Annotated in this window: 18 protein-coding genes; 9 read left to right on the forward strand and 9 right to left on the reverse strand. The window is 38.3% G+C overall.

The annotated features are described in order from the left end of the window. Window position 1: 1 nt before the first annotated feature. Window positions 2–913 carry an SPFH domain-containing protein gene (locus EGI31_RS01650; RefSeq protein WP_255035385.1) on the reverse strand — a complete coding sequence of 304 codons (912 nt, stop codon included), beginning with the start codon at window positions 911–913 and terminating at the stop codon, window positions 2–4. A 238-nt stretch (window positions 914–1,151) separates the two neighbouring features. Between EGI31_RS01650 and EGI31_RS01655 the strand changes: the two genes are divergently transcribed. After that, window positions 1,152–2,705, forward strand: a complete 1,554-nt coding sequence (locus EGI31_RS01655; RefSeq protein WP_255035386.1) for a pseudouridine synthase — start codon at window positions 1,152–1,154, stop codon at window positions 2,703–2,705. 46 nt (window positions 2,706–2,751) lie between these two features. Further along, complete coding sequence (locus EGI31_RS01660) at window positions 2,752–3,357, forward strand: hypothetical protein (RefSeq protein WP_255035387.1); 606 nt, start codon at window positions 2,752–2,754, stop codon at window positions 3,355–3,357. 181 nt (window positions 3,358–3,538) lie between these two features. Here the strand turns inward: EGI31_RS01660 and EGI31_RS01665 are convergent, their stop codons facing one another. Beyond that, on the reverse strand, window positions 3,539–4,303 hold the full coding sequence (locus EGI31_RS01665; protein ID WP_255035388.1) for a T9SS type A sorting domain-containing protein: 765 nt from the start codon (window positions 4,301–4,303) through the stop codon (window positions 3,539–3,541). 207 nt (window positions 4,304–4,510) lie between these two features. Between EGI31_RS01665 and EGI31_RS01670 the strand changes: the two genes are divergently transcribed. The 5 genes from EGI31_RS01670 to EGI31_RS01690 all read left to right on the forward strand — a co-directional run bounded on the left by EGI31_RS01670 (window position 4,511) and on the right by EGI31_RS01690 (window position 9,237). Beyond that, window positions 4,511–4,804, forward strand: a complete 294-nt coding sequence (locus EGI31_RS01670; RefSeq protein WP_255035389.1) for a putative quinol monooxygenase — start codon at window positions 4,511–4,513, stop codon at window positions 4,802–4,804. Window positions 4,805–4,847: 43 nt separating this feature from the next. Further along, on the forward strand, window positions 4,848–5,042 hold the full coding sequence (locus EGI31_RS01675) for a hypothetical protein (RefSeq protein ID WP_255035390.1): 195 nt from the start codon (window positions 4,848–4,850) through the stop codon (window positions 5,040–5,042). Window positions 5,043–5,047: 5 nt separating this feature from the next. Further along, window positions 5,048–6,094 (forward strand): alpha/beta hydrolase family protein, encoded by a 1,047-nt coding sequence (locus tag EGI31_RS01680; RefSeq protein ID WP_255035391.1) that lies wholly within the window; start codon window positions 5,048–5,050, stop codon window positions 6,092–6,094. Between the two features lie 15 nt (window positions 6,095–6,109). Beyond that, window positions 6,110–7,984: a M1 family metallopeptidase gene (locus EGI31_RS01685; protein WP_255035392.1), complete on the forward strand. Its 1,875-nt coding sequence runs from the start codon at window positions 6,110–6,112 to the stop codon at window positions 7,982–7,984. Between the two features lie 416 nt (window positions 7,985–8,400). After that, the gene (locus EGI31_RS01690) at window positions 8,401–9,237 is read left to right on the forward strand and encodes a protein-glutamine glutaminase family protein (protein WP_255035393.1); all 837 of its coding nucleotides are present in this window, start codon (window positions 8,401–8,403) and stop codon (window positions 9,235–9,237) included. Window positions 9,238–9,315: 78 nt separating this feature from the next. Here the strand turns inward: EGI31_RS01690 and EGI31_RS01695 are convergent, their stop codons facing one another. From EGI31_RS01695 to EGI31_RS01725, 7 genes are all read right to left on the reverse strand, one after another. Further along, window positions 9,316–10,437, reverse strand: coding sequence for an ABC transporter permease (locus EGI31_RS01695; RefSeq protein ID WP_255035394.1), 1,122 nt, complete (start codon window positions 10,435–10,437; stop codon window positions 9,316–9,318). A 19-nt stretch (window positions 10,438–10,456) separates the two neighbouring features. Next, window positions 10,457–11,566 carry an ABC transporter permease gene (locus tag EGI31_RS01700; protein WP_255035395.1) on the reverse strand — a complete coding sequence of 370 codons (1,110 nt, stop codon included), beginning with the start codon at window positions 11,564–11,566 and terminating at the stop codon, window positions 10,457–10,459. 162 nt (window positions 11,567–11,728) lie between these two features. Next, a complete protein-coding gene (locus EGI31_RS01705) occupies window positions 11,729–12,472 on the reverse strand; it encodes an ABC transporter ATP-binding protein (protein ID WP_255035396.1) in 744 nt (247 codons plus the stop codon). Beyond that, window positions 12,469–13,398: an ABC transporter ATP-binding protein gene (locus EGI31_RS01710; protein WP_255035397.1), complete on the reverse strand. Its 930-nt coding sequence runs from the start codon at window positions 13,396–13,398 to the stop codon at window positions 12,469–12,471. The genes EGI31_RS01705 and EGI31_RS01710 overlap by 4 nt, the downstream gene beginning before the upstream one ends. A gap of 1 nt (window position 13,399) precedes the next feature. After that, the gene (locus EGI31_RS01715) at window positions 13,400–14,377 is read right to left on the reverse strand and encodes an HlyD family secretion protein (RefSeq protein WP_255035398.1); all 978 of its coding nucleotides are present in this window, start codon (window positions 14,375–14,377) and stop codon (window positions 13,400–13,402) included. A 155-nt stretch (window positions 14,378–14,532) separates the two neighbouring features. Then, window positions 14,533–15,804 (reverse strand): TolC family protein, encoded by a 1,272-nt coding sequence (locus EGI31_RS01720; protein WP_255035399.1) that lies wholly within the window; start codon window positions 15,802–15,804, stop codon window positions 14,533–14,535. Then, on the reverse strand, window positions 15,797–16,399 hold the full coding sequence (locus EGI31_RS01725; protein WP_255035400.1) for a TetR/AcrR family transcriptional regulator: 603 nt from the start codon (window positions 16,397–16,399) through the stop codon (window positions 15,797–15,799). The genes EGI31_RS01720 and EGI31_RS01725 overlap by 8 nt, the downstream gene beginning before the upstream one ends. A 485-nt stretch (window positions 16,400–16,884) precedes the next feature. On the opposite strand from EGI31_RS01725, the gene EGI31_RS01730 reads away from it, so the two are divergent. Continuing rightward, window positions 16,885–18,105, forward strand: coding sequence for a patatin-like phospholipase family protein (locus EGI31_RS01730; protein WP_255035401.1), 1,221 nt, complete (start codon window positions 16,885–16,887; stop codon window positions 18,103–18,105). A gap of 279 nt (window positions 18,106–18,384) precedes the next feature. Next, complete coding sequence (locus EGI31_RS01735; protein WP_255035402.1) at window positions 18,385–19,476, forward strand: hypothetical protein; 1,092 nt, start codon at window positions 18,385–18,387, stop codon at window positions 19,474–19,476. The last annotated feature ends 224 nt before the right edge of the window (window positions 19,477–19,700 follow it).

The following is a 19,700-nucleotide window of genomic DNA, read 5'->3' on the forward strand; positions in this document are numbered from 1 at the left end:
ATTACTTAGTATTTTCTTGTTTGATAACACTCATAGCTGTGGCTATAATACCTGAAACATCTGCCAAATTTGAAGGTAAAATCATAGTGTTAGAAGCTTTGGCCATTTTACCAAATTGTTCGATATAGTTTTCGGCTACTTTCAGCTGCACCGCCTGCATACCACCTTTGGATTGTATGGACTCCGCCACCAATCTTATAGAGTCCGCTGTAGCCTCAGCAACGGCTCTGATGGCATTGGCCTCACCCTCCGCCTTATTTTTTTGCTGTTGCATTTGTGCCTCTGACTCCAATACCACACGCTCTCTTTCACCTTGAGCTACGTTTATAGCAAACTGCTTTTTACCTTCAGACTCCAAAATCACCGAACGCTTCTCTCTTTCTGCCTGCATTTGTTTTTCCATGGCTTGTAAAACCGTAGCCGGAGGGGTAATATTCTTGATTTCATAACGAAGGACTTTCACTCCCCAACCTATGGCGGCCTCATCAATGGCTGCCACCACGGCGAGGTTAATCACCATTCTTTCTACAAAGGTCTTGTCTAAATCAATCTTTCCAATTTCGCTACGCATGGTAGTTTGGGCCAATTGTGTTACCGCAAAAACGTAGTCATTGATACCGTAGGAGGCCTTCTGCGGGTCCACCACTTGGAGGAAAATCACACCGTCAACACGCACCTGCACGTTGTCTCGGGTGATACATATCTGCTCATGAATGTCGTAGGCTTGCTCTTTCAGGCTATGCTTGTAGGCAATTCTGTCAAAAAACGGGATGATAAAATTGATACCCGGCTGAAGAATTCCATTGTACTTACCCAGCCTTTCGGCTATGTAAGCATTTTGTTGTGGCACAACTTTGACGGCCATCATGATGACTACAACAATCAAAAGCGTAATGGCAATAAGTGAATACATATATTTTTTGTTTAAAAGTTTAGATAAATAAATATAACACATCAAAATTAGTGTTCCCAGCGAATCACAAAATAAAAATCGGATAAACCAAGGCGGAATATGTGGGATTGGATGCAGGATTGGACAAACGGTAATTGATATATTCAAGATAAAATATAAATATACAGGGCTAAGCTTAAGTATATCAGTGGTTTAAACTACCTTTGTAGAAAATTACAGTAGTGATATTGCAACATACATGAGAAAAAGAATAAGCGAAGGTCGTAGCAACGACAGAGATTCGAGCAAAAGCTCGTTTGGCAGACCAGAATTCAAAAGAAAAGAAGGTGGTTTTAGCACAGAAAAAAGAAGTTTTGACAAGCCATTTGCAAAAAAAGATGGATTTTCGAAACCCACAGGTGGAAATGAAAAATTCCCGAAAAGAGAATTTAAACCCAACAATTTCGGAAAGCCTGAAAGCGGAAACGACAGATTTCCGAAAAGAGAATTTAAGCCAAACACTTACGGCAAGCCTGAAGGAGGCAATGACAGGTTCCCGAAAAGAGATTTCAAGTCTAGTACTTATGGAAAACCAGAAGGTCCTTCTGAAAGATTCACAAAAAGAGATGTAGAAAACCTAGGTAGTAGATTTCCTGACCGCAGTGCTCCAAGAAAAGACGCCAGACCAGATGCTGGACGCCCCACGGAAAGATTTCCAAAGAAAGAGTTTAAACCAAACACTTACGGCAAACCTAGTACAGGTTCATCAGAAAGTAGATTCCCACGCAAAGACGACCGTTTCCCAAGAACTGAAAATCGTTCAGAGGGTTTTCCGAAAAGAGAATTTGGTAATAGAGCAGAAGGTGGCTACAAGCCAAGAGAAGACAGCAAAGGTGGTTTTGAAAACAAAAACGAAAGACCAAATTTCGAAAGAAAAGCTTTCGCGAGAAAAGAAAACACCTCGAAGCCTGAATTTAGCAAGTCAAACTACGGCAACAACAAAAATGCTAAACAGGCCATTCGTCCAAACTACGAAGAGGATGCCTTGAAAAGCAAGCTTCCACCAAAAGTGAGAACGAAAGTAGAAAGTAGCGAGACTTTTACGCCTACCATTCGTCTGAATAGATACTTGGCCAATGCAGGACTTTGTTCAAGACGAGACGCTGATGAATTTATAGCGAGTGGTCAAATAACAGTCAATGGCGAAGTTATAACCGAAATGGGCTACCAAGTGCAAGCCACTGACGTTGTAAAATATGGCAGAAAAATATTGAACAGGGAGAAGTTGGTTTATGTACTTTTAAACAAACCAAAAGATTTCTTGACAACCACCGATGATCCTGAAGGCCGTAAAACGGTAATGGATTTGGTACAAAAGGCGTGTCCTGAGCGTATTTATCCAGTGGGCCGTTTAGACAGAGCAACCACTGGACTATTGCTGATGACCAACGATGGTGAATTGGCGGAGAAACTTTCTCACCCATCCAATGCCATGAGAAAGATTTATCAGGCTGAATTGGACAAGAAAATTGAGCAAGAAGATTTTGACAAGATTTTGGAAGGTATTGAACTGGAAGATGGAATCATAAAAGCTGACGATTTGTCAGTGATAACTCCAGACCGCCAAGTAGTTGGTATAGAGATACATAGCGGCAAAAACAGGATTGTAAGACGGATTTTTGAACATTTGGGGTACGAAGTAACCAAGCTCGACAGAACCACATATGCCGGTCTTACCAAAAAGGACCTTCCAAGAGGAAACTGGAGATTCTTGACTGAAAAAGAGGTCATTAGATTGAAATATTTAATTTGATTTTAATTAGATTTGTAAAAAAAATAAACAGTAAACTAAAATAATAATGGAAGAGAATAAAAAAGAAATCGTGGACCAAGCAGCTGAACAAGTAAAAGAAACTACAGCTGACAAAATAGCTGAGGTAAAAGACGCAGCCGCTGAGAAGATTGCTGAGGTGAAAGATGCTGCGGCAGAAAAAATTGCTGACATCAAAGAAGATGCTACGGAAGTAGTAGCTAATTTGAAAGAAGAAGCCACAGAGAAATTGGCAGAAGCGAAAGAAAAAATGACTGAATTGGCTGGTGAGGCTACCGAGGCATTTAATACTGCTAAGGAGAAAGTGAGCGAAATGATAGATACAGACAAAATAAAAGCAGAAGCTGCAGAGAAATTGGCTGATGCTAAAGCTGTGGCTCAAAACATTGCTGGAGAAGCTACAGAAGCTTTCAATACTGCAAAAGCTAAAGTTACTGAGCTTGTAAATGCGGAAAGCGTTGCGGAATTCAAAAACGAAGCTGCAGAGAAATTGGGCGATTTGAAAGAAGACGCAGAAGAAGCTCTAAATAAAGCAAAAGATAAAGCAAACGAATTGGCAGGAGAAGCTGAAGAAGCTGTGACGCAAGTGGCGGCTAAAGCAAAAGGTTTCTTTTCAAGACTTTTCGGAAAGTAATAAAATTAAAACCCAATCCAACGATTGGGTTTTAAATATTCAATAATTTTCATTTATTTCTGAAAATATAATGTATACCATATTTTCTATTTATACAATATTTACATTTATTTCAGTAATATATAAAAACAAAAAACCTCCAAAGCTCTCGCTAAGGAGGTTTTACGAATTATAACAACAATCAGTCAATCTTCACTTTTCTACTAATGCCATCTTCTCCTTGTGACACTATCACGAAGTAAGTTCCTTTGGCACCTTTCCCCAATTTGATTTGTCCCACATATTCCCCTTCAAAATTCTTAGCTTCTTCTTTGGCTTTGACATTGCCCTGCAGGTCTAGCACAGTGATGTTCACATCTCCTGCCTTTGGAGCGTAGAATTTTATATTCAACACATTAGTTTCAGGTTTGTTTGTAAAAACATCAACACTTCTAATGGTAGTTGGCTCCATAACTTTTTTCAATCTGTCATCAAAAACCTCAGAATCAAAGGTTCTGAATTTGTATGGAATATCAGCCAAATGGTCTGAAAGTCTGTCCATTTCAAAATGAAACTCCTTCATCCTTCCTTTCGGAAAATATCCGTTTCTTTGTCCCGATCTTCCACGTCCTACATAAATATCCTCATCTTCAGACCATTCAAAATCATCATCACCATCATCACTTACAATTACTTTTACACGTTTTTCGCCGCCTTTTTTATCAACTATAACCGTATCCAGTTGCTCATCAAGTATCATAACATTCGAATCGCCCTCTTTGAAATCAATCTCTTTCTCCGTAATTTCTACTTTGCCGTTGATGTTTTTCTCGATTCTTACCTTCTTTTTACCTGGTTTGTCAGAGTCCATCACCTCTGTTTTAATTTCCTTTCTTACTTCTTTGTTTTGTGCCATTGCTCCCAAAAACATTAGGGAAGCAAAACCCATCATGATTACTTTTTTCATAAATTATTAATTTTTTACTATCAATAGACAAAATATTTTTGCGAAGGTTGCATAAAATTTAACATTGCGAATTACATTTATTCTTAAAAAAAGTTAAAAGGGCTTATGGTAATTATTAGCCCACAAAATATGTGATTTCATAAAAAACTTCTAGATGAAAACGGTTATCTTTTATACTAACAAATAAACTAAAGCACTCCCAAGTATATGATAGTCAGAATAGTAAAAATGACTTTTAAAGAAGATAAAATCATCGAATTTTTAGCTTTCTTAGAAGAAAACAAAAGCAAAATCAGAGATTTCCCAGGCTGTGAAATGGTTGAAATACTCCAAGAGAAAGATAATCCTGCCGTAATAATGACACACAGCCATTGGCAATCGGAAGCTGAACTAGAAGCCTACCGAAATTCAGACTTGTTCAACTTCGTTTGGTCCAACACAAAAATCCACTTCAATGCTAAACCCGAAGCCTATTCTATGTTATCTTTGGATAAACTTTAAAAGTTTTCTGTTCGTTAGAAAGAAAACAAAACAGTTAAACAAAATGAAATACGCCCTCATAGTACTTTCTTTGATATTTTTAAGCCCCGATTCTTGGGCTAAGACTTCAAACCAAAATACAAAACTGGAAGAGTTTGATGGCCGCAAACGCAAAAAAGACGGCAGTTACAGAAAAAAGAATCATACTTTGAAGAAGCTTATTCAGGGTAAAAGATATTGCGACTGTCCCAAACACTGATTTTAATGAAAAAAATATTTTTTATCTTCTGGGTTTTGATTTGTGGCCAGAGTTTTGGCCAAAATTTCGATGAAAAAGAGGTAAGTTTCTGGGATCTGAGCAAAACATTTAAATTAAGTGGCACCTTCACCAGCCCAAAAGGTCTAAAAAACTACCCTGTAGCGGTATTAATTTCAGGTTCGGGACAAACCGACCGAGACGAAACACTCGGCAAACACAAGATTTTCAAAGATTTGGCTGAATATTTATCCAATAACGGCATAGGGGTCTTGAGATATGACGACCGCGGTGGTTTTAAATCAGCAGGACCAAAGACTGTTAATAGCACAACGCAAGAACTTGCTCAAGACGTGGTGGCGGCCGTTAAATTTATAAAAAAGGAATTAAAAATAAAGAAAATCGGTCTTATTGGACATAGCGAAGGTGGTGGAATTGGACCCATCGTGGCCTCAGAAGTTAAGAATTTAGATTTCTTTGTATCGTTAGCGGGTCCGGGCGTTTCGGGTAGGGAGATTTTAATCCAACAAAACAAGGATATCTATCTGGAATCTGGGGTGCCTGCCGAACACGTTGAACATTTCATTAAAGACTTTTTCGAGCCTATGTTGTCCGATGTCGTTCTAGAAAAAGACAGCATCAGTAAAGCCGACAATATCAAAAAACTGGGTGAAAATTATCAAAAAAAATATAAGGCAGAGAATTTTGTTTTGGGGATGACGACCAACAGTGCCAATATTCCACTCATAATGAAGCAATTAAACAACCCTTGGTTCATAAGCTTCATAAAATATAATCCACAGGAATACTGGAAGAACATTAAAACTCGGACGCTTGCTTTAAACGGAGATTTAGACATTCAGGTGAACGCTAAAGTAAACCTAGCGGCGATTGAAAACCAAAAAAATAAGCATATCAAAACCAAGCTTCTTAAGAACCACAATCACCTTTTCCAAGTAGCGAAAACAGGAAATCTGCAAGAATATTACAAACTAAAGGAAGGCATTTCGAAGGAAACGCTCATTGAAATCAAAAACTTTATTATCGGAAAATAAATACGCTAAAGACTTATGTTTCATAAACTTACCCTCTTTGTTTTGGTTGCCTTGAGTGCCTTTTCCAAAACCATAAAAAGTGACAGATCGGCAAATTATGACATAAAAGTAAGTCTTGATACCAAAACTAAAACCCTAAGAGGCCAACAAACTCTAACTTGGACCAACAAAACCTCCAAACCAACCTCAGAACTACAGTTTCATTTATACCTGAACGCATTTAAAGACGAGAACTCCACTTTTTTCAAAGAGTCCGGTGGACAATTGCGAGGCGACAAAATGGACACCACCAGACTACGCAACTTCGGCAATATATATTTGAGTACTTTAAAAATCAGAAATGGGGAAAATCTCTATCCGAAAATAAAATATATCCAACCTGACGACCTCAATGCTTATGACAAAACCGTGATTCAGGTGAATTTGGCAAAAGCCATAAAGCCAGGCGAAACGGTGATTTTGGACATGGATTTCAGGGCAAAACTTCCGAAGATTTTTGCGAGAACAGGTTGGGCCGACAACGACTATTTCTTTGTAGGGCAATGGTTTCCCAAAATCGGGGTTTTGGAAGAAAACGGAAAGTGGAACTGCCATCAGTTTCATGCCCATACCGAGTTTTTTGCAGACTTTGGCAATTACAATGTACAGATAACGCTCCCTCAAGAATTTACGGTGGCAGGAACGGGTGAAAAAGTTTCAGAGATTAAAAACAAAGGCAATACCAAAACAGTAAGTTTTTCTGCCACAGACGTCCATGACTTTGCATGGACAACGTCTCCTCATTACAAATACTCGGAGCAAAACCACAAGGGCATAAAGTTAATGGTATACATGCAGCCAGAGCATATACAAATGACAAATAGGTATTTTGAATCAGCCAAAAACGCCATAGACTATATGGAGCGAAAAGTGGGCAAATACCCGCATAGTACCCTGTCCATGATAGATCCCACCTTGTCTGGTTCAGGATCTGGCGGTATGGAATACCCTACACTTATCACTTGTGGGAGTTATTGGGGAGTGGGTTCTTGGGGGAAATTCCAAGAAGTGGTCACTATTCATGAGTTTGTGCATCAGTATTTCCAAGGCATGGTGGCCAGCAATGAGTTTGAAAATTCGTGGATGGACGAAGGCTTTACGCAATACTTCGAAGGCCGTATAATGGATGCCTATTACAAGGGCCAGCAAGCCAATATTTTTGGATTTAATTTACATGACATGGCCTCATCGAGAGCCGGTTATGTGATGATGGGTAACCCTAAAGTAACTGAAATCAGGAGGAATGCATGGAGTTATCCGGGTGGAACTTATGGCGTAATGACCTATCAGAAAACCGCTACTTGGCTCAAGACGTTAGAGGGTTTGCTAGGAATCAAAAACATGGACGCCATCATGCAGACTTATTTTGCGAGGTTTAAATTCAAACATCCACAACCACAAGATTTTATAGATGTTGCCGATGAAATAGCTTCTAAAAACACCAAATACGCAAACCTAGATTGGTTTTTCAAGCAAGTTTTGTTCGAAGCTCCAGATTGTGACTATGCTGTAGGTGACTTGGTGAACGCTCCAAGAAAACAAACGCCTTTTGGTTCCTTTACTGTTAATCGCTTGGGTGAAATGACTTTCCCAACAAAAATAAAAGTAGTGTTTGACGACAAAAAATATCTCCTTATCAACTGGTCTGGAAGCGAGCGTTATAGAAAATTCAGATTCAAAAAAAGGATAAAATATGTGCAGCTCGACCCAGAATATATCAACTGGATGGATTTGAACATGATAAACAACTCTATGGCAGCCAAAGAACCCACCAAAGCAGCGGCCAAGTATGGCACCAAAATGCTCTTTTGGGTACAGCGAATCTTATTTTTCTTTGGTGGACTGGCATAAATAATATTTTCAAATTTCACAACAACTTACTTTTCTAAAAGAAGGAAATACCTTAGCTGACTGTATTTCAATACATTATACTTAAAAATCATTACCTTAGTGACACTATCTATTTCACTTCATGGAATAGTTGAAAAAATTTAAAAGTTACTTCAGCAGAAATGAATAAGAATAGTTCTACTAGCTGATGAAAACTTTCAAAATCTAAATTCAAATACCTTACTGAACTTTTGTTCGAAATAAATACAAATACTTCAGGAGAACCAAAACTCTTTCTTGAACCTACTATCCTAATTCCATTATCTTTTTAAACAAAACCATTAGGTTTTGAATAATTTCCAGAGGTTAATATCTATTTGAGTTTACGATATTATCTTTGAGTGGAAAACTCTTTAAAATGGGCAAAAACCCAAATCATGAACAGTCAACAAGAATATCATCAATTATTTAACACAAAACCACTTATTCCCTACCTTCAGGTGGTGGAATATCATCAACGACAACAAATATTTGACCTTATCTTAGCCGAAAACATTGAGTATAGATATCTCAATGGGTCTTGTGAAGACCGTACACACCTGATTTGCTTATTGCTCAAAAAAGCTGGTTTTGATTCTGGAAAAATCTGGAATTTTGCTCCTGCTCGTTATACTTTGCTTTCGAACGAGTTATTTCAAATCCAAGACCCGCTGGGCATTTCCAATCCACTTTATTGGGGTTTTCATGTGTCGCCTTATATTCTTTCTTACAATCAGAATGGTGAATTAGAAACCTTGATTTTTGATTTGTCTTTTAATACCCAAAAATTCTTGTCAATAGCCGAATGGCAAGCTTTTATGAACTGTCCAAGAGCCCTTTACCTTCAAACCGACCTAGAAAACTATTTGTTCTATTCCATCGAAAGTTATTCCTTACGCAGTGCCAAAATCGGCAACAACCCTGTCTATAACATTCCAGCCATTCAACCTTCTATCATCACTGGAGATTTTTGGAAATTAGCACCTGAAGAAACGCTGGTTCAAAACGGATTGGCTATCAATGATTTGGCCATGTATATTTATAACACAAAGTCGAAAATGGATGCGGCAGAGCAAAATTATCTATCAGAAACATTAACCAATATCGATTGGCTCGACGGATTCGTTTTTTGTCCAAAACCACCTGAAATTTCAGAGCAACTCCACGCCGAATTGATTGGTTTCTATAAACAGCGATTCGATTTTTGGGATAATAAAATAAAAATGCTTTCGTAAATCCGATGAAATTGTCGGTGTAAAATAACCTAACAAGTTTACTTCAAAAAAATACTTGACCAAGTATTATTGTCAAAATTAAGCCATACGTTTTCTATAATTCAATATAGCCAGACCATTGAAACCAATGGCAAATGCTATCAGGATATAAAAATCGTTCTTGAGGTCGGAGAATAGGCTTCCTTTGATGTAAATAGCCCTAACTATTTTAATTAAATAAGACGGTGGGTTAAAATAAGTGAGAATCTGTGACCACCGTGGCATACCTTCAATGGGCGTGTAGAGTCCGCCCAAAAGTATGAAAACCATCATAGCAAAAAAGGCAAATAGGGTGGCTTGTTGTTGGGTATCCGAGAAAGTACTGATTAACAAGCCAATACCGAGTACACCGAACAAATAAACTGCCGAAAATGCATAAATGGTTAAAAAAGAGCCAACAGGCAAAATTCGAAAAATTACAAAAGCCACTACCATTCCAATAGTGATAGAAACCATACCGAGCACCCAAAAAGGGATCAATTTCCCTAGAATGAATTCGTGTTTCTTTAAAGGGGTAACGTTGAGCTGTTCTATTGTTCCGACCTCTTTTTCTGCTACAATGTTCAGAGCCGTCATAAATGCCCCTACCATAGTAACCAAAACCACCAAAATACCTGGAACCATAAAGAGTGGATATTTAGAATATGGATTGTACCAATTGGCCGAGGTTACCTCAATCTGTGGAATTTCTGAATTCCGAGGCAATACCAGCCATTCTTCCCGAATTTCTCTGTTAAAATCACCCACCACTTGAGCCAAATAAGCACTTCCCAAACCTCCACGGATGCCATTGACAGCATCAGTCGCTAAATGCAACTTAGCACTATTTTCTTTTATTAAAGTTTTTTCAAAACCTCTTGGAATGGTCAAAATTAAATCCGTTTTACCATCACCTACCGTCTTGAGAGATTTTCTGTATGATGGAGAATATTCTACCAATTTAAAATAAGACGAGGCATCGATTTTGTGAATCAGCCGGTTGGAATAAGGCGAATGATCGAGATCCACAATGCTTACTGTTATATTTTTGACCTCATAATCAGCCGCCAAGGGCAAAAGAATCAGTTGCAAAATGGGCATAATGATGATCATCCGCAGAATCGTAGGATTCCGAAATATTTGCTTAAACTCTTTTTGAAGCAGAAAAAGTAATTTATTCATAATGTTTAATTAATAAGCCTTAAGCTTCCAAATTAATTTTAAATTTTTTGATGGCTATGCTCAAGAAAAACACCGTCATTCCTGCTAAAATCAGCGTTTGTTTTAAAACAAACTCAAAAGACAATCCCTTTACCATAATGGCCTTCATTATACTGTAATACCACTTGGTAGGTATTAAATTACTCATGACCTGCAGCGGCAGCGGCATATTTTCAATTGGAAACATGAAACCACTAAAAATCAAAGAAGGCATCAGCAATGCCACCAACGAAATAAACATGGCCACTTGTTGCGAATTCACGTTGACAGATATCAACAAACCCAATGAAAGAGTAGTAATAATAAACAATAAACTCTCTGCTAAAAGCAACACCAAACTGCCCTGAATAGGCATATCGAGAATATAAACGGCCATCAACAAAATGAGGATAATATCCAAAAAACACAAAACCATGTAAGGAACGGCCTTGCTGATTAACACCATAATCGGCTTCATGGGCGATACCAACAAAATTTCCATTGTACCCATCTCTTTTTCCTTAACAATAGAAACAGAAGTCATCATAGCTCCCAAGAGCATCATGATGAGCGTCATCACGCCAGGCACAAAATTATAGGAACTCTTCAACTGCGGATTATAGAGCATTCTAGTCTCCATTTCTATAGCATAAGGCAGCATTTTATTCTCATTCACCTCATTCTGATAATCTCTGATGATGGCGGAAGCATAATTTATAGTGATGTTGGCCGTATTGGGGTCAGAGGCATCTGCCACCAACCTTACCTGTGTTTTTTTGTCTTTAGACAGGTCATTTTCGAAGTTTTGAGGGAAAATCAGTACCAATCTTACCTCTCCTTTTCTAAAAACCCCTTCAATTTCTTTTTCTGAATTCAGGTATTTGTTCACCGTAAAATATTGGCTTTGGTCTATCCTGTCTACCAGTGTTTTGGTGGCCGGGTCTTTTGAGAAATCCAATATCGCAATGTTGGAATTCTTGACCTCACTCGTCAAGGCAAAGCCAAACAAAAGCATCATCACAATCGGCAGACCAATCAAGATAATCAGACTTCGTTTGTCGCGTATCACATGCCAAAACTCCTTTTTTACAAAGGCAAAAAATACTTTCATTTTTTTATATTTTACCGCAAAGTCGCAATTATACAACCTTTAATTTTCTTCAATTTTATCCTTGCCAGAAACACTTTGTGGATTTTGTGTCTTCTTTGTGTCTTTTGTGTAATAACTTCCTTTTTTTTACAATTACCTATTAATCAATAAAAAAGCCTTAAGTCATTCCGAACGTTTTGCTCCACGAGCCAATTGTAAAAACACACCGTCCATATTCTCCACACCAAACTGCTGTTTCAGCTCAGAGGGTTTTCCAATTGCCGCTATCGCACCATCCACCATTATAGAAACTCGGTCGCAATACTCGGCTTCGTCCATATAGTGGGTTGTCACAAAAACCGTAATCCCCTTGGCCGAGGCCTCATAAATCATGTCCCAAAATTGGCGACGGGTGATAGGATCTACTCCACCAGTGGGTTCATCTAGAAAAACCACCTTGGGATTGTGCAAAATGGCTACCGAAAAGGATATCTTCTGTTTCCAACCCAAGGGCAAAGAACCTACCAGTTTGTCTGCTTCTGGGCCAAGACCAAGTCGTTGGATCAACTCTTCCGACTTGATTTTTAAGCTTTTACGATCAATTCCATATATTCCTCCAAAAAATGTAATGTTCTCTCTCACGGTTAGATTCTCATAAAGCGAAAACTTTTGACTCATATAGCCAATGTTCTCTTTTATCCGCTCATTTTCTTTGTAAACATCAAATCCTGCCACAGTGGCCACACCTGAAGATGGACTCAATAGACCACAAAGAATTTTCATGGCAGTAGTTTTACCTGCACCGTTGGCTCCCAAAAAACCAAAAATTTCCCCTACTTTCACATCAAAAGAAATGTTGTTAACGGCCACAAAATCGCCAAATCTTCGGGTCAAGTTTTCGGTATGTATAACTATTTCTGGCATCATTGAGGATTTTCAGATTCTAACATGAGCTTTATAAAAGTATCTTCAATGTTGGGTTCTATTGCTTTTATTTCTACCCCTTTGTGATTTTTATCTGCCAAATATTTGCTTAAAGAATCTACTTTTTCTGTGCCTGATTTCAACACCACGTGGTTTTCTTCTCCAAAAGCAAAACAAGTGAGCGTATCTTCGTAAGCCCGGATGTCATTCAAAAGTCGGAACCGCTCCTCCCCTTTTACAGCCAAAAGCAACTGTGTATTTTTTGAAATGATATTCTTCAAAGTATCAATATCCAAGATTTTCCCTTTTTGAATCAAAGCAATTCTGTCGCAACGGCTGGCCTCGTCCATGTAGGGTGTCGAGACCAAAATTGTGATTCCTCGGGATTTTAGTCTGTCCAACATATCCCAAAATTCTTTTCTCGAAACTGGATCAACACCTGTGGTGGGTTCATCCAAAAAAAGCACTTTGGGCTGGTGAATCAAGGCACAACACAAGGCAAGTTTTTGTTTCATTCCGCCCGAAAGTTTTCCCGCAAGTCGCTTTTTGAAAGGTTCTATCTGGACATAAATATCTTCTATCAAATGGAAATTTTCTTCCACCGTGGTGTTAAAAACCGTTGCGAAGAAATTTAGATTTTCTTCGATACTCAAATCCTGATAAAGAGAGAATTTACCGGGCATATAGCCCACTATTTTTCTAATATCCCAAAGATTTTTGACCACATCTAAGCCTGCCACTGTCGCTTGCCCTTGGTCGGCCACCAACAAAGTGGTCAGAATCCTGAAAAGCGTGGTTTTACCCGCACCGTCAGGTCCAATTAGCCCGAAAAGCTCTCCTGATTTTACCTCCAGACTGATGTTATCTAAAGCCAAAACCTTCCCCTTTTCATAGGTCTTTGTGATATTTTTTACTGAAATACTCGACATATCAAGGCAATTTCACTTCGCCGTACATTCCTATTTTCAAGAATCCATCGTTTTTCACCTTTATTTTGGTGGCATAGACCAAGTTAGCTCTTTCGTCTTTGGTTTGGATGGTTTTGGGTGTAAACTCCGCCTTGGACGCTATCCATTCCACCACCCCACTTAGTTCTTTGTACTCGTCTTTGCCTTTATCTACAAATACTTTCACCAACTGATTGGTTTTTATTTTGGCCAACTGATCGCCTGTGATATAGGCACGGAGAACCATGTTTTCCATGTCTGCTATTTTATACAGAGGCTTGCCCATGGCCGTCACTTCGTTGGCTTCAGCAAATTTCACCAAGACCGTTCCTGGGATAGAATTTACGATGCTGCATCTTTTGATTTGGTCCTCAATCTGAGCCACACGCTCCATCAAGGGCTTTTTCTCACTTAATATTCCGCGGTTTTGAATACCCACTTGAGCTTCCTGAGATTTGATTTGTTGTCTCAAAACGCCCACATTGGTTTCCATGGCCGATATCTGCTTTTTCAAAACTTCATATTGCCCTGTCAAATCATCCAGTTGTTTGGTAGGAATGGCATCGGCTTTTACCAAGTTTTGTAAACGACCTTTTTCTTTCTCCAGATTCTTCAATTGTTCTTTTTGAGCAGCTATTTGGGCCACTTGGGCATTGATTTGCTCTTTCAAAATCTGCGTTTGGGGCGAAGCGTCGTTTCTCTTTTCAGAGAGAGCATTCATACTCGCCTCCACTTGGGCCTTTTGTAAACCCAAATTCTGACAATCGATGGTACCTACTAACTGATTTGCTGTAAGCACCGAGCCTTCTTCAATATTGAAAGTCAGTATTTTACCATTGCTTTCTGATGAAACAATGGTTTCGGTGGCCTCGAACACACCCGTAGCGTCAAAAGCCTGATCGCCTGATTTACAGGCAGATGTAAGCGATATGACTAAAATGGAGAAGAATAATTTTTTCATTTTTTATCTATTTTAAAATATTTTTGTTCGATTCGTCCACTTCGGCACTTCGGCACTTCGGCTCCGCTCAGTGTCCGAAGTTGAGAAAAATTATACATTGAAGTGTACTAAATGTCTTTGTGCCTCAATGCCTTTGTGCCTCCCTTGAAAAACCCTCACTTCAAATTCCCCGAAATAATTTTCAAGTTAAACTTCGCCTGAAGCAACTGCACCTCATGCAAAATACTGTTTTGTTTGGCGATATCTTCATTGGTCAGTTCGGTCAGAAAGTCGGAGGCCGTTATGATGCCATTATCCAGCTGAGCTTCGGCCGTTTGTTTGATTTGCTTTCTGATATCTAAAATCTTAGCATCTGTTGAAACCAAACTTTCGAGCCTTTCGATTTCTTGATTTTGATTGCTTAATTTAATTTTTGTTGCCAAAATAAAGGACTCTTTTTGGGTATCTATTTTCTGTTGAGAAATCTTTATCTGTTGATTTTCATTGCTTTGAGAACCGCTGTACAAGAAACTCAATGGCACTTTCAAATTCACTCCGCCAATGAAATAAGTCCCGAAAGAATTTGCCAAAAAATTCAAGCCAGGCTTTCCATACCCACCTGTTGCAAAGGCCGATATTTTTGGCAAATTCTTGGCTTTTACCATTTCCTGATTAATATCTAAGACGCTTTTCTGGTAGTCCAAAAGCAGTAATTCAGGCCTAGAAATATCCTGAGCAGGCGTAGAAACAAATCTTGGAAGCTCAAAAATGGTGGTTTCGCCTAATGACTTACCAGTTAAAAGCTCCAAAGCTTCAACCGAACTTTTCTTTCTTTTTTGGGCATCTATGAGCAATTGATTCATCTCCAAAATCTTTGCGTCTATGGCCAAAAGATTCGATTTTATGGCGGTGCCATTGCTGATGGCCGCCCGCATTTTATCTGATTTCGTCTCTAAGTCTTTTTGCAGAATCTGGGCATTTTCTATTTGTTTTTCAGCAAACAAAATCCCGAAATAAAGGCCGCTTACTTGCTCTTTTATTTGGTATAAATCTGTAACCAGCTTTTGCTCCTCGGCTTTGGCATTGGCCACTGCAACTTCTTTTTGTTTGGACAACACTCCTCCATCCCAGATATTCTGTACCACATCCAATGTAGCCCTGTACTGATCCTTAGGAGGGGGAGAAATAGACACATTGGGCAAAGAAATGGGCAAGCTGGTTACCTCCGACTGCCAAGAGGCTTGTCCACCCAAGCTGGTCTGTGGGAGATAATTACTATTGAGCAACCTCACCTGTAGATCGGCCGTTTGCCTAATCAAAGGCAGATTAGCCGCGTTTGGGTGGTGAGTTTCTGATAAATCAAGGCATTGTTCAAGCGTAACCTTAGACTGAGCAAATCCAAAATTTACGGCACAACAAAACAATACCATGAGCGAAAATTTACGCATGATTTGTAGGTGTTAAAATAAGTTTAACATAATTCTTGAGTTCATCTATTCTTTGTTGCATGAGCAGCTGAAACTGCTCGTCGTTTATGCCTATCAGTTCTTTCATGGCTGGCCGACTGAGAAAAGGAAATATACTCATGCCCATCACGCTTACAGCAAACTGAAAAGGATTTACCTCCCTGATTTTACCCGATTGGAGGTCACTAAAAAAACTTTCGAAGAAAATCTCCTTCATAAAACCAAAGGGAAGTTTTTTGATGAAATGTTTGTCGTCTTTTCTGTTGATGGTTGAAATGATAAAAAACGGCATAAATGGGTATTTGATGAGGATATCGTAATACTGTTCAATAAAAAAACAAACCTTATCCGTAAATCCCTCGTAGGATTTCATTTGCTCGCTGATGGTCGGGAAAACCACTTTTACTTTTTCTTCGAAAATCTTCTCAAAGAGCATTTCCTTCGATCTGAAATAATAATGCAACATGGCCTTGTTGATTTCGGCCCTGTCGGCAATTTCTTGCATACGAGCCCCATCATAACCGTGTTCTATAAAAACCTCCTCGGCAGCCTTAATTATTTTCTCTTCTGTAGTCACTATCCAAATAGTTTAACTAAATGATTTAACCATTTGGTTAATTTTTAAACAAATGTAAATGATGATTTTAAAAAAGCAAACAATGAAGGCTTATTTTTTCAGGAAAATACAAAATAAACACTAATTGTTACTAATAATTTCTGAACAGTCCGTTGCGAAATTTTGATTGGGGAATGATACTAGAATTAGAAAAGAAAATCAAAATTTACAGGGGGCCGCCTAGGTAGGATCATTCCGGGCCGCCGGTGCGGTTCAGAAAATGTTTTTTTTGTTACTTTTTTTTCGAACGGTGCGACGACTCGCAAAAAAGTAAGCCTGCCTGGCAAGGCACGAAAGAAAATTAAAAACGGCAATGCTTATTAAGTACTAAAGAAACCCTCAAGACACATGCACATTCTACTCATTTCCACAAGTATTTACACCTGATTTACAAGCACTTAATTGCTTTTCCAAGAAAACCATTTTATCTTCAAAACAAAAAAGCCATGAATATAAAAGACTTCACCGAAGACCCGGAGGTACGGGATTTGATTGCCAAAATAAAATCCAAAAACCCAAAAGTATCAGATACGCTGGACGACCAAGGGAACCAATACGTAGACATCGTGATGGAAGGCGGTGGTGTGTTGGGCATTGCTTTGGTGGGCTATACTTATGCTTTGGAGCAAGCCAAAATCAAGTTCTGCAGCTTGGCTGGCACCTCTGCTGGAGCCATAAATGCCATGATGTTGGCCAGCGTGAAGCCCACAAAGTACTCTACCAGCTCCGAAGAATTGATAGATATCATCAGCAACAAAAACTTCTTTGACTTTGTAGATGGTGAGCCATATGTGAAGAAAATCATCAAAGACGTGTTGAGCGACCAACCGATGATATGGGTGGGTATAAAAAACCTTTTCAATTTGGGTAAGCTCCTCCGACTGATAAGAGAAGAATTGGGCCTAAACGAAGGCAAAAACTTTGAAGATTGGGTAAAGAATATCCTCGAAACCCACCAGATACACTCCACCAGCGATTTACAAAACCATAGAAATACCGTTGCCAGCCAATTGAAACTCAAAGAAGGCGTGACGGGCAATACCGTATTCAGCTCCAAAATAGCCATCATAGCTTCTGATGTGACTACCCAAACCAAAGTGGAATTTCCCTTACACAAGGAGCTGTATTTTAAGAACTCCGACGAGGTTTCGCCCTCCAAATATGTGCGGGCTACGATGTCTATACCGCTGTTTTTCAAGCCTTTCACCGTTCAGAATTTACCTGAAAACCAAGAAAAACTTTGGGAGAAAACCGTGGGTTATGAAGGCGAAATACCAAAGAAAATCAGTTTTGTAGATGGTGGCACGTTGTCCAATTTCCCCATTAATGTGTTCCACCTCAGTGCGGGTGTGCCACGCAAACCTACTTTTGGCGTAAGGCTGGGCAAAGACCGCCAAAAATTCAACAGCATAAAAACCTTCCTGAAGTATTTCTTTGCCATATTCAACACCATGCGGTACCTCCACGACTACGATTTTCTATTAAAAAACCGCGACTACAAACACCTGATAGGCATGATAGACACCGACGGGCACAATTGGCTAAACTTCGACATCACCGACGAAGAAAAACTCGACCTCTTCAAAAGAGGCGTTCGTGCCGCAGCAGATTTCGTGGATAAATTTGATTGGGAGGGGTATAAGAAGTTGAGGGGGACAATGGGGTGAGGAAAAAAATAGCTTGTAGGAAGTTTTTCTAGAACACGAACTTAATGTTTTGAATTAGTTATAAACTTACTTAACTTTGATTGTAGGATTATATTTAAAACTAAATAAAAAAATAATAATACAATTACCTTTTTGTAAACAAATAACTGATTATCAGATAACTACTTAACTAAATCAACCAATTACAATAACGATATTACTAAAACTTTAAAAATGAGTTTTGGAAAATTACTCTTTTTTTAATTTTAAAAAACCAACACTGCAAGAAAAATAAAAAAAATGACAGTAAGAAAAATAATTGAACTCATAGACTTAATAAAGGATAAAATTGGGAAGGACAATTTCTCATCAAAATTGCAAGACTATCTTGTAACAATTCAAAATAATAATAACAATCTTGTACTTCTTAAAGAATTAACAGAAAAACTTATTGCCGACTTTAAGAAACTCGAACAAGAGGGAATTCGTGAACTACTTGATAAAGTTTTGATGAATAAAGAAAAACCATTTACTGATGATTCTTTTTTGAAACAACTTACAACTTTAAAAGAGCAAAATTATCCAGATTCAGGAAGTCACTATAACACTTTGAATGCAATTATAACCCAACTTCAATTAAGAGTTAATTCAAATATTGAAGAACTTGATAAAATTTCCACTACTGTTATACCCTTTTTGTCAAAAGACTATTCAGAATTACAATCTGACACAAACGCAATATTTGCAATCATATTCAATAATGAGAAATCTTACAACAGTCTTAAACTTCTATCTTTTGAATTAAAAAATTGGGATCGAGGCTTGTTTATTTATCAACAAATCATTTCAGAGGAAACTCCAAAACCTTTTGAAATCATAGAAATAGACCAAGGTTCTATAGAAGTTGTTCTAAATTTTATTTTTGAAGTAGGCGAAAAACTACTTGACCTTTTCAAAACAGGCTTTGAAGTTTATGGTGCATATCTTGCATACAAAACAGTGGTACAAGAAACACTATCTAAATCATTTAGAGGAAATCAAAAACTTATAAAAGGAGAAGAAGAGAGAGAGCAATTACTTTTAGAAAATGTAAGAATTGCGGTTAGAGAAGAAGTAAAAAAACAAGCTAAAAAAGGCAAGAAACAAGAAGCATTAGAAAAGAAAATAGAGGAAGTTACAAAACTTGTAACAGAACATATAATCAAAGGAAATAGTGTTAAACTTCTTTCAGCTCCTGAGGAAAAGGAAGAAATATTTAATAAGGAGGATGAAAAGGAAATTTTATATGTAAAAACAAAAGTTGATTATAAAAAACTTGACGAAGTGACAAAACAACTTTTAATCAGCGAGTTTACCACACAACCAAAGACAGAAAATTACGAAATAGATTAGCCTCAACTAATAATATTTTAGCTAAATGGTGGCATCGTTGCTAAATTCAACAGTAGTCCCTAATTGAACTATTGTACAATTCTGAACAATTGAACTTATAAATCCTTCGTCCTTTCAAAGTTTCACTTTAGCGGACTTTTCGTTCGTTCAGAGTCTCCCTTTAGGGGACTCTGAACTTCACTCTAATACCAAACTCATTCCCAAAAGCACCTCGCAGAGTCCCT

It is taken from the genome of Lacihabitans soyangensis, assembly GCF_024343775.1.
GTDB classification, from domain to species: domain Bacteria; phylum Bacteroidota; class Bacteroidia; order Cytophagales; family Spirosomataceae; genus Leadbetterella; species Leadbetterella soyangensis.

Excerpts from the sequence above, each read along its gene's own strand:
- EGI31_RS01735 (WP_255035402.1), top strand. The coding sequence starts at position 18,385 with ATGACAGTAAGAAAAATAATTGAACTCATAGACTTAATAAAGGATAAA.
- EGI31_RS01715 (WP_255035398.1), bottom strand. The coding sequence starts at position 14,377 with ATGAAAAAATTATTCTTCTCCATTTTAGTCATATCGCTTACATCTGCC.
- EGI31_RS01720 (WP_255035399.1), bottom strand. The coding sequence starts at position 15,804 with ATGCGTAAATTTTCGCTCATGGTATTGTTTTGTTGTGCCGTAAATTTT.
- EGI31_RS01690 (WP_255035393.1), top strand. The coding sequence starts at position 8,401 with ATGAACAGTCAACAAGAATATCATCAATTATTTAACACAAAACCACTT.
- EGI31_RS01650 (WP_255035385.1), bottom strand. The coding sequence starts at position 913 with ATGTATTCACTTATTGCCATTACGCTTTTGATTGTTGTAGTCATCATG.
- EGI31_RS01695 (WP_255035394.1), bottom strand. The coding sequence starts at position 10,437 with ATGAATAAATTACTTTTTCTGCTTCAAAAAGAGTTTAAGCAAATATTT.
- EGI31_RS01665 (WP_255035388.1), bottom strand. The coding sequence starts at position 4,303 with ATGAAAAAAGTAATCATGATGGGTTTTGCTTCCCTAATGTTTTTGGGA.
- EGI31_RS01675 (WP_255035390.1), top strand. The coding sequence starts at position 4,848 with ATGAAATACGCCCTCATAGTACTTTCTTTGATATTTTTAAGCCCCGAT.
- EGI31_RS01685 (WP_255035392.1), top strand. The coding sequence starts at position 6,110 with ATGTTTCATAAACTTACCCTCTTTGTTTTGGTTGCCTTGAGTGCCTTT.
- EGI31_RS01660 (WP_255035387.1), top strand. The coding sequence starts at position 2,752 with ATGGAAGAGAATAAAAAAGAAATCGTGGACCAAGCAGCTGAACAAGTA.
- EGI31_RS01700 (WP_255035395.1), bottom strand. The coding sequence starts at position 11,566 with ATGAAAGTATTTTTTGCCTTTGTAAAAAAGGAGTTTTGGCATGTGATA.
- EGI31_RS01655 (WP_255035386.1), top strand. The coding sequence starts at position 1,152 with ATGAGAAAAAGAATAAGCGAAGGTCGTAGCAACGACAGAGATTCGAGC.
- EGI31_RS01670 (WP_255035389.1), top strand. The coding sequence starts at position 4,511 with ATGATAGTCAGAATAGTAAAAATGACTTTTAAAGAAGATAAAATCATC.
- EGI31_RS01730 (WP_255035401.1), top strand. The coding sequence starts at position 16,885 with ATGAATATAAAAGACTTCACCGAAGACCCGGAGGTACGGGATTTGATT.
- EGI31_RS01710 (WP_255035397.1), bottom strand. The coding sequence starts at position 13,398 with ATGTCGAGTATTTCAGTAAAAAATATCACAAAGACCTATGAAAAGGGG.
- EGI31_RS01680 (WP_255035391.1), top strand. The coding sequence starts at position 5,048 with ATGAAAAAAATATTTTTTATCTTCTGGGTTTTGATTTGTGGCCAGAGT.
- EGI31_RS01705 (WP_255035396.1), bottom strand. The coding sequence starts at position 12,472 with ATGATGCCAGAAATAGTTATACATACCGAAAACTTGACCCGAAGATTT.